Source organism: Paremcibacter congregatus (assembly GCF_006385135.1).
Classification (GTDB): Bacteria; Pseudomonadota; Alphaproteobacteria; order Sphingomonadales; family Emcibacteraceae; genus Paremcibacter; species Paremcibacter congregatus.
On the sequence record NZ_CP041025.1, the window covers coordinates 2,575,754 to 2,591,077 of the forward strand.

1 protein-coding gene is annotated in these 15,324 nt (G+C 59.7%); it reads right to left on the reverse strand.

Annotation, left to right across the window (positions count from 1 at the left end; all coding sequences use genetic code 11):
* Positions 1-56 precede the first annotated feature (56 nt).
* Positions 57-14,816: an autotransporter outer membrane beta-barrel domain-containing protein gene (locus tag FIV45_RS11625; protein WP_099472077.1), complete on the reverse strand. Its 14,760-nt coding sequence runs from the start codon at positions 14,814-14,816 to the stop codon at positions 57-59.
* Positions 14,817-15,324: the final 508 nt, after the last annotated feature.

The window sequence follows — 15,324 nt, forward strand, 5'->3', positions numbered from 1 at the left end:
TGACATCCAGGACAAGTTCTTTTCTGCGTAAACCTGCCCCCCTTAACTCTGCCGGATTAAAATGGCAGCGCCAATTTCATCAGCCCGCTGTTTGTCGTAACATGACCAGCAACAGTACGATTATATTGCAACCGCAATGAAAGGTTTTCCGTCAACGTTAAATCAATCCCCGTGCGCGCCACCCAGGAATCCTGACCAAGCCCCATCGAAACCGTGATCGGGTCGATACCATCAGGCGCAGCAGCCAATCCGGCAAGAACCGTCGAATTTCCATCCGTCAGGTAATGCTTCAAGGCAATACTGGCAAACAACCGCATGTTCAGATCTTCGCTTAATTTGAATTCTGCGCCGACTTCAAACCCTGGGCTTACCCACAGGTCGGTTTCCGTATGACCAGGAAGAACCAGACTGATTGCGCCGGCCCCGGCTTCCTGAGCCGCATCCGTCTTGACATGACTGACACCCGCCTCAAGAATAGGGCGTCCATAGACATTTTCAGGTTTTCCCTCAATATCATAGGACAGACGCAGCTGCCCGCCCATGATCTTCATATGCCGCTCGACAGAAGTATAAAAGCTTTCGACCAAATGCCCGCGACGACTGGTATCCGTATTATTCCACCCATAGGACGCCGCCAGCGCCACCTTGGTTGGCCCACTGCGGTATTTGACGGACATCCCCACTTGCTTTGTCATACCTCTGGACTGCCAGGCCCCGGCATAACCATTTGACTCATGATCCTGCCGCGACAGAGCGACCCCTGCAGACCAGTCGTTTGCAAATGTCTTCTGCACGCCCAGGCTGAACCGGTTACCGCTGCTGGTAGAGCTTTTGTAATCGTCAAAACTTGCCCGGGTTGTCTGATAGCTGTCGCCCTGCAGCCAGATACAGCTGCCTTCCCGGGTAAACCGGTGCACTCCGCCAGCCTGGCGGCAACTCATCATGGCCTGTGCAAAGTCCTGTTGACTGACAACCATTTCAACCTGATGTTCACCATAGAAGTCAGGCGACATTTGAGAAATTGCCTGGCGGTAAGTCGCCTCGTCCGGAATGTAAAGCAATGTCGATATGACACTCGCGAGCTCAGGACTGCTTCCGGCATTCTGCAGCCTATTAATATATTCACCTACCGCACTCAGATTATCTCCCGTCCCGTTCACAGCGAAGTCAACCTCATAGCCCAGCATGGCTTCTGTTTCCCCCCGATAGAACAAGTCGTAGGTGATGACTTGAGACGATGTGGTTGTCAAGAAAAGGCCACTATCGGTCACCCCTTCTTCCCCGGAATAGAGCACCTTACTGAACTCACCGGCCCGCACAGCCTGCGGGTTAAGCAGACTGACAACAACTTCCCCATTCAGGTCAGCCGTGCCGCTCGCACGGATCTGATCTATATTATCCGACACAAAATCAAGTTCGGATAGCATGACACCAGTACTGCTCTGGACGAAACTTCCCGTCAGGTCAGTGCGTTGGGCCAGTTGCATATCACCCGGGGTCATAAGCCCCTCATTCGTCACAACACTTGCCGAATTGCCAACGGAAAGTGTTGTCCCCGGCACGAATGTCGCGCCCTCGTGGTTGATAAACTGATTAACCCCTTGCCCCAGATCGAATTGTCCATAGAACAGATTGCGGTTATCGACCAGATCATTGCCCTCTGTCGCCAGAACGCCCATGCCGTCAAGTCCGTCCAGCGTCATGACAGACCCCAGATTATCAAAATGGTTATTGTCCCCGCCGGATAACCACAGGCCAACGCCCCCGGTCCCCGCCATAATCCATTTATCCGCGCTCAGGGTGACCGTGATATCACCTTGACCGTCCTGACCTTCTGATTGGGCAAACACCGCGACACCCCGATCCCCTTCGGCAGCGACGCTGTCCTTCAGTGTCAGCATAATATCACCGGAACGCCCGGCGCCGCCAGCGCTGCCCATATGGATGCGGTCGACTATACCGCCGCCGCCGCCCAGACTCTGCGCCAGAATACCAAAAGAATCAGCCCCTTGGGTAACCACAGTACCCGTCTGGGTAAAGCTGATATCACCCCCGTCGCCGCTGTTGTCGGCGCTTAAGGAAAGCGTGACATTTTCTGCCGCCAAATCCGTAAAGACCGCGCCGCCGCCACCGCCAATGGATTGCAGGACCACCCCATGCGCCAAATCGCCGGTGGTCAGAATGCTGCCGTCGTTCTGTAAGCTGATCACACCGCCCTGACCAGTATTCCCGGCGGTCCCCCCCAGTGTAATCGCAACGCTATCAAGGCCGGTCAGGCGAACATCGCCGCCACCGCCACCCAGGCTTTGAATGATCATCCCCTGGGAACGATCCCCCTGGGTTTCCGTATTACCGGTAAAGGCCAGATCAATCACACCACCGTCATTCCCGAAACTCGCCGATGCCCCCAGGGACAAGGTCGCCGTCGCACTGCCCTGTTCGACCGCCGCCGGCGTTTTTATCCCCGCAGCCAATGTCCGCTGAGTGTAAGAGGCCGTCTGAACAGATGTTCCGCTAGCTTCGGCTTGGGGTTCGGCTTGGGCTTCTGTAACCGGGACGGTATTGATGTCGATCCGCAGAAGACCACCGCCCCCCCCAATGGACTGAACCGAGGTGCCGGCAGAGGTTTTTCCCTGTGTTCCCACATCCCCTGTACGGGTCAGAACCACATCACCCCCATCGCTGTTGGTGCTTTCCGCCCCGCCCAGCGCAGTCTCCAGATCAATCCGGGCTTCCTCATTCACTGTCATGTCTATGGTGCTGACGCCACCGCCACCGCCAACGGACTGGGTCAGGGAGGCAATCGAATTTTCCGCCGCCGTTACCAGATCACCGACATGGCTGGCCTCAATCAGCGACGCGCCCTGATCTTCCGCAAATGTCGTACCCAGTTCGATAACACTGGTGATCGCGCCTTTTACTTTATCGACAATACCGCCGTTATCCGGCAACTCGACACTATCCTCTCCGAACGCCGCCGCTGTCTCGCTGACATCAAGGTAGAGATTTACCTCGCCACCCCCGCCATTAATGCTTTGCGAGAATTGCGCCACGCTATTACGACCGAGAACAGTGATATCGCCTTCCGTATTGATGGTGACCGTCCCGGCTGTCCCCTCGCTCCCGTCTTTACTGCCGAGCAACATGGGCAAGAAGTAATCAGCCGCCATCCATACAGGACTTGAAACCGAGAAGCCTGACGTGCCACCGCCGCCACCAACGCTTTGGGCGAAGATTCCATAAGTATCGTCCCCGCGCACAATAATGGAACCAGTATGATTAACCACAACATCACCACTATCGGCCCCGTCGCCGCCAAAGCCACCCACGGCAATATTCATCAACGATTTCTTCAGATCTTCCTTTGGATTGGCCAGCAAGTCAGGGGATAACGCCATCGTCAGTCGACCATTTCCGCCGCCGCCGCCGACGGACTGGGCAAAAATCCCATAGGATCCGTTACCGATCGTTTCAATGGCGCCACTGTTGTTGACGGTGACATTACCAGATATATTGCCATCGCCCCCGAACCCGCCGATCGACATGCTGCTGAGATTGTTGCTGGTGCTTGTGCTCCCGTTCACCATATTTCCGGACATGGTCAGGCCTGAATCGCCCCCGCCACCGCCAATGCTCTGGGCGATGATCCCGTGGGAAATATGACCGGTGGTAATGATAGATCCGGTATTATTCACCGTAACCAGACCGGAAGTTCCGCCTGTTCCCCCGCTGCCGCCAAGGGTGAAAGCCACAGCATTTGTCGTGGTATCACCGGCATTTCTGGCCGTATTATTCGTCGCTATGGAACTTCCCTTACCGCCGCCGCCGCCAATGCTCATGGCGTAGATGCCATGAGAGCGATTGCCATTGGTAATGATAGCCGCGGCTGCACCACCACTGTCTCTCAGATTTGAAACCGTTACAGCTCCGCCAGTACCACCCTGTCCGCCGGTGCCACCGACACCGATAGAGATTTTATTCCCCGCGCCTTTTGCAGAAGATGAGTTCGTGATGACCTGCTTGGCATTGCCCCCGCCGCCGCCAATGGATTGCGCCAGAATACCAACGGAGTCATCCTTGTCCGTCCCGATGCCACCTGTATTGGTAACCGTTACCGCATCAGCCGTCGCCCCGACGCCGCCATCGCCACCAACAGAGATTAACATGACTGTGGATTTGGTTGCATCCTGATTGTACAGCGTATTGATCACCATGCCACCATTGCCACCGCCGCCGCCAAGACTTTGCGCCAGAACGCCATGCGCCCCCTCACCGTCAGTAATGACAACGCCGGAATTTTCCACATCAACCAGACCACTGGCGGCACCGGTGCCCCCGCTGCCCCCCACGGCGATCAGAATGCTGGAGCCTTCTTTCGTCTGTACTCCGCCGGACTTTACCATGCCGCCATTACCGCCGCCGCCACCGACGCTCTGCGCCAGAATGCCCATGGCGTTGGCGCCATATGTCCTTACATTGGCGGAACTGTTCAGGTCGACATTCCCTCCGGTTCCCCCTTCGCCGCCGCTCCCGCCAAGGGACAAGGCCGCTTTGGACGATTTAAATACCGTGCCCGAGGCACTGCCGCCATTGCCGCCGCCGCCGCCGACGCTTTGCGCGAAAATAGCATGCGCATCTCTGCCATCCGTGCTGACCCAGCCGGACGCATTCAACATCACATTACCGGCAGTTCCCCCCATTCCGCCTTCAAGACCGATGGCTACAGAAGCTCCGCGAATGGCTGTTTCTGTGGATTTCGGGGCAGAAACGCTCACAGATGTCGAAGAGCTGTTGCCGCCGCCGTTCCCGACAGATTGCGCCAAAAGACCGTAGGAAGTGTCCCCATGGGTCATCACACTGCCAGCCGAGGTGAGACTGACATCCGCCCCGGTGCCGCCGATGCCCCCCTCGCGGCCAATCTTTACGTTCAGCTTGCCGCCCGAGGAAAAGCCTGTCGCCATATCATAACCTACATTTCCGCCGCCGCCGCCAATGGACTGCGCCAGAATGCCGTATGAATTATTGCTATGGGTTTCAATCGCTCCCTCATGATCCACCGTGACTTCGCCCCCATTGCCCCCATCTCCCGGAGAGCCCCCCAAAGCCACATTCAGTCCCTTGTTACGGGAATCTTCGTCAATATAGGTCACTGCGATATTAAAGGATGCATTGCCCCCGCCGCCGCCAATGGACTGCGCCAGAATACCGTGGCTGTCTTTTTCATTCGTGACAACATCACCGATATTCGCCACTTCAGTCACACCGCCGTGTCCCGGATCCCCCCCGGAACCGCCAATGGCCAGCTGCACTGCATAGGCGCTGCTGCCTGTTTCTGTGTCACCCGCATCTTCTGAATCACTGGAGGACTTGCCCTCCAGCTCATCCAGAACGCTGTTATAACTGGTCAGAACGCTATCATCCACGCCGGTATGTTCCGGCGTACTGCGCCCACTGCTGCCACCGCTGCCTGAACCGCCAGATCCCCCTGAACCGCTGCCTTTCGCCAGGCTGACTCCGACGATGAAATTCATCCCTGCATCGCCGCCGCCGCCGCCAATACTGCTGGCCTCAATCCCGTAAGCCCCCTGTCCTGTCGTGCTGATGGTGCCGGCCGCCGCGCCAGTCTCGCCCCGATTGACATTCACATCACCTGCATGACCGCCGCCGCCGCCAAAGCCGCCGATGCCCATACTGACCAAAGAACTGTCTTTGGCGATATTTCCCGACACATTCATCCCGCCGCTGCCACCGCCGCCGCCCAGACTCTGGGCAAAAATTCCCCGGGCCTGGTCCCCGGTTGTTGTGATATGCCCCGTCGAATCCACGGCGACATTACCCGCATTGGCCCCGTCCCCGGCGAAACCGCCGATCCCGGCCACGATAGAAATATCTTTCTGGTCAGCGGGGTTTGGATTGCTGGAATTGCTGACGCTGCCGGACACATTCAAGGCACCGTTTCCACCCCCTCCGGCGATGGAAGAGGCATGAATTCCGTGCGACCATTCCCCTTCAGTCTGAAGAAGACCAGTCTGGCTGACCGACACATCACGACTGATGTTGCCCGCCCCGCCAAAGCCACCAACGCCCATGGTAACAGTCGGAATTTTTGAGTCTTTCGCTACTGAAATGGTGCCACTGATGTTCAGGCCGCCTTCGCCGCCGCCTCCGCCACGGGATTCCGCGAAAATCGCCGACGCCCGGTCACCGTTGGTCACAATTGTGGTATTGGCCAAAACCGTCACGTCTTCGCCAGTTCCGGCCTCTCCACCAAAACCGCCGACGCCGAAAATAAGTGGCGCATCCGAGACGATCCCGCCACTGACATTGATCGCGCCATTGCCGCCACCACCGCCGGCGCTCTGGGCGAAAATGCCGGTACTGTAATCACCCCCGGTCATGATACTGTTGTCTCCGGTGACGGCCACGCCGACCGCGCCAGCGTTACCGCCGCCGCCGCCAAAGCCGCCCACACCGATCACCAACGCATGACCATCGCCGTCGCTTGAAGCAAACGACAACCCCGCACTGACATTGATACCGCCATCTCCGCCGCCGCCGCCAAGGCTCTGGGCATAGATACCCTTGGCCCCTGTTGCCGTTTCTCCTTTGATAGCAGGATCATAGGTCGAATTGGTGGCAATGGTTCCGTCATAGGTCACCGACACCGCATCCGCATCACCACCAGTGCCGCCAAAACCGCCCACTCCGATGGCCGCAGAACCGCCGGTGCCTTTATTGGTGATATTCAGAGAGCCCGACACATTCGTTCCCCCGGCACCGCCGCCACCACCAACGCTTTGCGCCAGAATACCGTGCGATCCGTCCTGTTCCGTGACAACAGCGCCCGTCACATTGGTTGTAACCGTGCTGGCATGACCGCCGCCGCCGCCAAAGCCGCCCACACCGATGCCGATGGCCGCGCCATCTTCTCCCGTAATATTAACCGCTCCCGCAATATTTGTGCCGCCGGTTCCTCCGGCGCCGCCAATACTCTGCGCCACAATCGCCGAAGAATTCAGACCGGTGGTGCCAATAAGTGTATGCGCCGCAGTTGTCGCGACAGTGCTGATGACTGTACCGCCATCGCCCCCTGCTCCCCCAAAACCGCCGACACCAACGCCAAGAGCGCCGCCATTTTTCTTGCTGATGCTCATGGCCAGTGCAACAGACAGCCCCCCGGCCCCGCCGCCGCCGCCGATGGATTGGGTATGGATGCCCAGAGAGTTATCTCCTCTAGTGACAACACCGCCCGTAACATTGCTGCTGGCGGCACTGCCGTCACCGCCGCCGCCGCCAAAGCCGCCTACGCCAACCGCGACCGCGCCACTGTTTTCTTTCGCTCCGCTAAGGCTGCCGGCAATTGTCGTGCCGCCACTGCCGCCGCCGCCGCCCAAACTCTGGGTGAGGATGCCTGTTGAATAGCCCTGCAATGTCTGTACAAACCCCGTGACATTGTTCGATGCGCTGGCAGACAAGCCGCCATCACCACCGGAGCCGCCAACCCCGATTGCCAATGCGCCGCTACCGGTTTTTGCCGCTGACACGGCCGCCGAAACCACCAGACCGCCGCTGCCGCCACCGCCGCCAATGGACTGCGCCGTGACACCTGTCGCGCCAAGACCGTCAGTATAAACGTCCCCGAGCAGCGTACTGGCCACCACATCAGCATCGCCGCCACTGCCGCCGGAGCCCCCAACCCCGACACTAACCGCGCCGCCACCGGTACCGGACATATTCACCGCCGCGCTGACCGTCAAGCCACCGGCGCCGCCGCCGCCGCCGACGCTTTGCGCCAGAATGCCTCTTGCTTGATCTCCGGCCGTCTGAATTGTTCCAACCACCGTATTGTCAACCACACCAGCACGACCGCCGCCACCGCCAGATCCGCCAACACCAACCGCAGCCCCGCCGCTGCCTTTACCTGCACCGGTTATCGTCGCCGCCACTGTCATACCGCCAGCGCCGCCGCCGCCGCCGATGGATTGCGCCGTAACGCCTGTCGCGCCCGCCCCTGCTGTAGACATCAAACCTTCAAAACGGTTGGTTACCGTGGCCGCATCACCACCGTCACCGCCGGACCCGCCAACGCCAACACTCGCCCCACCACTACCGGTTCCTCCAACAGCAATAATGCCGGAAATGGCCATGCCCCCGGTGCCGCCGCCGCCGCCGACGCTTTGCGCCAGAATACCGCGCGCATCATCACCCAATGTGGTGATATCCCCGATAACCGTATTCATAACCGTGTTGGCCGCGCCGCCGCCGCCGCCGGAGCCCCCCATGCCAAAGGATGCCCCGCCTGAGCCGGTACCGGCCCCGGCAAAGGTTCCCGCCACTGTAAGGCCGCCGTTACCGCCCCCGCCGCCAATGGATTGCGCCACCACGGCCGTTGCGTTGTCGCCCCCCGTAACCACCCCGCCGGTAACTTGAGAGGTTACCGCGCCGGACAGGCCGCCGCCACCGCCGCTGCCGCCAATACCAACGCTCGCCGCGCCACTGCCGGTGCCGGCAATCGAAATTACTCCGGAAACGGACATCCCGCCGTTACCCCCACCACCACCGATGGACTGCACCAGAACACCTGTTGAATTTCCCCCGATTGTGGTCACATTCCCGGTGATAGCGGAGTCAACCGTACTGGACAGACCACCGTCACCACCACTGCCGCCGATGCCGACTGTCGCACTACCGCTGCCCGTGCCTGCGCCGGAGAAACCGGCCGTCACATTAAAGCCGCCATTACCGCCACCGCCGCCAATGCTTTGGGCAACGACACCTGCGGAATCATCTCCTTCCGTCAAGACATCATTATCCACATCGACCGTCACCGCAGCCGCCGTACCGCCGCTGCCACCGCTGCCGCCAAGGCCAACACTGGCCGTGCCGGATCCGGTGCCCGCTCCTGTGGCGTCCGCCGTGACATTAAAGCCGCCATTGCCGCCGCCACCGCCCACACTTTGCGCGAGAATGGCCGTCGACATATGGCCTTTTGTCACCACATTGCCCGTTGATGTCAAATCAACGGTATCCGCCGCCCCGGCACCGCCCCCGGCGCCGCCAAGACTGACGCTGGCGCCCCCACTGCCGGTGCCTGCGCCGGTGATTGTACTGGTGATATTAAAACCGCCATTACCGCCGCCGCCGCCGATGCTTTGGGCAACGAAACCACTTGAACGGTCCTGTTCTGTATAAATGGTTCCCGCAGAAGAGGCGATGACCTTGCCGGCCACGCCGCCGCCAGATCCGTTGCCGCCGAGTCCGATAGACACGGCGCCACTGCCGGTGCCTGCCGCGGAAACTGTTGACGAAATATTGTAGCCGCCATTACCGCCGCCACCGCCGACGGACTGTGCCAGAATACCCGTCGAATCTGTGCCATAGGTCCAGATATTTGAGGTCACGTCAGCAAAGACTTCCTTGCCGATGCCGCCCCCGGCGCCGTCCCCGCCAATACCGACAGATACGCCGCCACTGCCCGTACCGCCACCGTAAACACCAGCAACAATACTGTAACCGCCATTACCGCCGCCGCCGCCAATGGATTGCGCCACAATCGCCCCGGAATTATTTCCGCGGGTGATCACCTGTCCTGCCGCTGTCAAAGTCACGGCCCGGTCGATGGCGGCGTTACCGCCGTCCCCCGCAACACCCCCGTCACCGCCCAGTCCGACAGAAACACCACCAGCCCCAGCGGCCCCGACAGCCAGTGAGGCAGAAATAGCCCCGCCGCCGTTACCGCCGCCGCCGCCAACGCTTTGGGCCAGAATACCGATTGAATTGTCATCCTTGGTTTCCAGAAGCCCGGTATAGCTGGCAGTTACCACATCACCGTCGCCGCCTACCCCGCCACGCCCGCCCAGGCTGATGGCCACCGCGCCCGCACCGGAACTCCCCGCTGCGCCCGCTGAAATCGACAGGCCGCCATTACCGCCGCCGCCGCCGATACTCTGCGCAATCACACCACCAGACGACACGCCGCTGGTGGTTACATTATTGCTGACATTCAATGTGACTGCGGCGCCGTCACCACCGGAACCGCCTGTGCCCCCAAGGCCGACCTCGATGGCGCCACTGGCAACACCACCACCAGCCAATGCGCCGGAAACATTCATCCCGCCGTTGCCGCCACCGCCGCCGATGCTTTGCGCCAAAATACCGTTCGCCTGATCTCCCAGTGTCAATACGTCACCGGTCGAAGTTGCATTCACTGTTCCCGCATTACCGGCCCCGCCACCGGCGCCCCCCAGCCCGATGCTGATACCGGCACTGCCCATGCCACCTGCCGCTGCGGTGCCAGATACATTGAACCCCCCATTACCACCACCGCCACCGATGGACTGCGCAACGAAGCCTGATGAGCCCTGACCTTCAGTGCTGATCGTGCCACTGGACGTGGCCACCACCGCGCCGCCAAGCCCCCCGGCAGCGCCCGCCCCACCGAGCCCGATACTGATCGCCCCGCCAACACCGCCAGATCCGACCAAAGCCCCGGAGATATTATAACCACCGTTGCCGCCGCCGCCGCCGACAGATTGCGCCAACAAGCCCGTGGAGTTCTCGTCAAAGGTAAAGATATTCGACGATATGGTCGCCTGAACGCCTTTGCCGTCGCCACCGCCCGCACCATCGCCGCCAATGCCGATGCTGACCCCCGCACCGCTCGCGCTGGACAGACTTCCGCTGGCCGAAATACTATAACCGCCATTGCCGCCGCCACCGCCAATGCTTTGGGCAACAACACCAGCAGAATTCGCCCCCCGGGTGACAACCTGACCAGCCGCCGTCAACGTGACCGCCTGATCAACGCCCACACGTCCGCCGTGCCCGGCTTTACCGCCACTGCCGCCAAGTCCGACGGAAACCGCCGCAGATGCAGCGCCGGAACCAGATAGAGAGGCCGTGACAGAGCCGCCGCCGTTGCCGCCGCCACCGCCGACGGATTGCGCCATCAAACCGATGGCGTTATCTCCTTTGGTTTCCAAGAAACCATTATAATCCGCAGTCACCAGATCGCCCTGACCGCCTTTGCCGCCCGTGCCGCCGACCCCGACGGAAACCGCCAGCCCCCCCGCACCGCCGATTGCACCGGATGGCGCAACGGACAAGCCGCCCGTTCCGCCGCCGCCGCCGATGGCCTGGACAATAACCCCACCGGACCCGTCACCGTCGGAGATAACATCCGCCGTGATATCGGCCCGGGCTTCGCCGGCATCGCCACCGTCGCCGCCACTGCCGCCAATCCCCACGGAAATCGCACCGCTTGCCGCACCGCCGCCGGAGGCAGATGCCGCAACGGTCATCCCTCCGTTCCCGCCGCCGCCGCCAATGGACTGGATTACAATCGCATGGGACTGATCGCCTTGTGTTTCAACAGCGCCGTTTAACGTGACATCGGTCAGGCCGCCAACGCCACCATTGCCGCCACTGCCACCAACCCCCACGGCGATGGCCCCACTGCCTACCGCCCCGATACTGGCCACCGCTGAAATGGCCGTGCCGCCATTGCCGCCGCCACCGCCAACACTCTGCGCAACAAACCCTGAAGACAGATTACCCTTGGTCAAAATATCGGTGGTGACATTAGACGTCACCGTTCCGCCAAGGCCTCCTGTGCCGCCACTGCCCCCGACGGAGACGCCAACAGCACCGCCGCCAACCCCCACCTGAGCCGATACAGAAACTGTCGCACCACCATTACCACCGCCGCCGCCAACAGATTGCAGAATGATTCCTGCCGCATTCTCGCCCGATGTGGTAACTTTGCTGTCCCCATTCAGAATGACATCGCCGCCCAGACCGCCCGCGCCGCCTGTGCCGCCAACCGCCACTGAAACAGAGGCAAATGTGCCCAACGTCGCCTGAACCGCGCCGCCGCCGTTGCCGCCACCACCGCCGACGCTTTGTGCCAGAATACCCGTCGCCCGATCTCCCCCTGTCAGGATATTGGATGGCAGTATATTGCCGCCGAGATCAAATTCATTCAACGTCATTGTCACTTGACCGCCATTGCCGCCGCGACTGCCACTGCCGCCAATCGCAACACCGCCAAAAAGCGATCCGGAATTGGCGCTGCCACCGTTGCCGCCCCCGCCGCCAACGGCCTGGGCAAAGACACCGAAGGCGTCATCGCCGCCAGTTGTGATAATGCCGCCGTGCGTGACCCTGACTTCGCCGGCATTGCCGCCTGTACCACCGCTGCCGCCAATGGTCAGAAACGCGCCGCCGCTGCTGCCGCCGGAACCGCCCCCGCCGCCGACGGACTGGGCAAAAATACCGCTTGATTTGTCACCATCTGTATTGATACTTCCCGTGTTGGTGACGGTCACAATGCCTGAATTACTGGCAACCCCGCCGGAGCCACCCAAGGCGACCATGCCGCCGCTGCTGCCCCCAGAACCGCCGCCGCCACCGATGCTTTGCGCAAAAATGCCCCGGGCCAGCGCCCCGTCTGTTGATAAGGCGCCATGGTTGGTGACGGTCACCGCCCCACCGCTGCCACCGCCGGAGCCACTGCCCCCCAGGGACACCAAGCCACCAGATGACGCGCCGGACCCGCCGCCGCCACCAATGCTTTGCGCAAAAATTGCATCCGCACCCATTTCCAGAGTGGTCACATTGGCTGAACTGTTATTGGTGACCGTAACCGCCCCTGCATTACTGCCGGTACTGCCGCCGCCGCCAAGAGAAAACAGTCCCCCGGACCCGCCCCCTGCGCCGCCGCCGCCAGCGATACTTTGTGCAAAGATTCCGCGCGAATCCACCCCGTCCGTGAAGAGAGCGCCATTATTGGTAATCGTGACCGTACCGGCTGTGCCGCCGCTACTGCCTGATCCGCCAAGAGAGACAAGCCCGCCTGATGCGCCGCCGACGCCGCCGCCGCCGCCGATGCTCTGACCGAAGATGCCATGACTGAATGTTCCCTGGGTATAAATCACCCCACTCGTTTGATTGGTGATATTGACTGCCCCGCCCGCGCCGCCGGAAGAGCCGCTACCGCCGAGAGATACCAGACCTCCACTGCCGCCGGCCGAACCGCCGCCACCGCCGATGCTTTGGCCAAAGATGCCGTAAGCGTACCCCCCTTCTGTATTGATAATGGCGCCACTATTAATGGTCACATTGGAGCCATAGGCCCCAGGCCCGCCAGAGCCGCCCATGGTGACCAGACCACCCGTGGCGGAAGAACTGCCGCCGCCGCCGCCAATGCTTTGCCCGAAGATCCCCACGGATCCCGTCCCCAATGTATTAATCTGGCTGCCATTGTTGGCTGTGACCGTCACGGTACCGGCATAATTTCCCGACCCGGCCGAAGCCCCAAAAGACACGATTCCTCCGGCGCTACCACTGTCCCCGCCACTGCCACCGATGGACTGGGCCATAATCCCGATAGCATAATTATTATCTGTTTGGATAAAGCCGTTGGACTGCATCGTCACCGAGACATTTCCAGCGTGCCCCCCTGTTGTGGAGCCGCCCCCAAAACCGACAATCCCACCGGCATCACCACCATCACCGCCCGTACCGCCAATGGATTGCGCCAGAATGCCATGCGAGCCGATACCGCGCGTATGAATAACCCCGTCATTGGTCACGAAAACGTTGCCGCCGGTGCCCCCGGCCGCACCACTGCCGCCGGTGCCCACGATTCCCCATCCGCTACCGCCATCTCCGCCGGCGCCCCCAACGCTCAACGCATAAATGCCATGGGAATTATTGCCCGTGGTATTGATGGTGCCCGAGTTGGTGACATTAACAGTTCTCCCTTTTCGGGCGTTTCCCCCGTCACCACTGGGGGCAAAAATAAACCCAGAGCCGCCTTCGCCGCCTTTACCACTGCGGCTGACAGAGGTAATACCGTTCGAATGATTTCCCGATGTGGTTACGTCTACTTTATTATTCAGCGTTACATTGCCGCCATTGCCGCCGTCGCCCCCGCGATAGGCCGGAATATTGCCGTATGAGTCGCCCCCGTCACCGCCATCGCCGCCGTAACTGCTGACTTCTATGCCGGCTTTGTTATTGCTCACGGTGGAAATAGAGCCATGCCCGGCCGACACGGTTCGATTAACCGTAGGTCCGTCGGCGCCGTCTGTTCCGGCCGACCCCGATTTGGCGATATCAAGGCATCCCCCACCCAGCCAGGAGGGCGCACAAATGCGAACACCGTAAGCGTTACTACCGCCCTTGCCGTCCGCGCCGACTGAAACTTCCGGGATTGCCCCTGAATTGGTCGTCGGCGGTATGAATTCACCATCTCCGGGCGCCCCTTCAACCCCATCAGGCACCGTATTATACGCCCCGCTTTCATCCACCACCACTGTGCGTGTGGTTGGCGGCACCGCAGGGTCCGCCCCGATATCTGTTGTCAAATTGACATCAACAGACTCAACCAATCCGGTGCCGGCATTGACAGTAACGGACACAATCTCATAGACATCTGTATCTAGCGGATCTGTCGAATACAACTGATCCCCAATCGTGGTCTGAGTCATCAGCAGCTCACCTGTCTCAACCACCACATAAGTGACCGTGCCATTCTTATCCAAAACCAGGTCAATTACCTTGACCTCTGCCCCGGACACAGGATGGGTAACAATATCATCCACTATTGTACCCGGTGTTGCGGCGGCAAAAGCCAAGGCCACACCGATATAACCGCTGGATGCAACCGCCGACGCACTAGGAAATACCATCAAAGGCAGGGAGAGACAACTTGTGAGAAGGAGAGATTTATAAGCAGGGAAGTAGTCTTTCTTCTTGTTCTTACCATTATGCTTAATCACTAAAGCTTTACGACCAGACAGACCCTCAAACATAACTATTTCCTTCAGGTCGCCTCTGACCATGTTTCCAATTTTTAAGCTAATAAATAGAGAAGAACCCCTTACTCCCCCATACATATATCAAAATTACGCCGACCCTCGTTTACAGGATTCTACAACCTGAAACCTTCATCAACAGCCGAATCCAATCGTTTCAATATGCATTTAAATTATAAAAATATTTAATATAACAATGGGTTAGATGTCAATGCTTTATTTTAACCTTTTGTTAACCTTTGGTCGAAAACAGACCGGTATTTTCAGACAGACACCCGTATCACACGATCGCTTCCTTGCCTTCCAGTCGCAGGCTAAGTAATTTCAAAATAAGACTATTTCAATAGCCCACCTTTTGTTCACAAACGAAGTAACGCCCACAAATACAGCCCCTGTTGACACCACGGAGGCTGCAGTCACTGTCAAAACGCAAATGCCGGGTCACCTTCACAACCATTATCCCTAACCAGCCAGATGATTTGCAGTTCCCCGGCAAAAAAAGAAC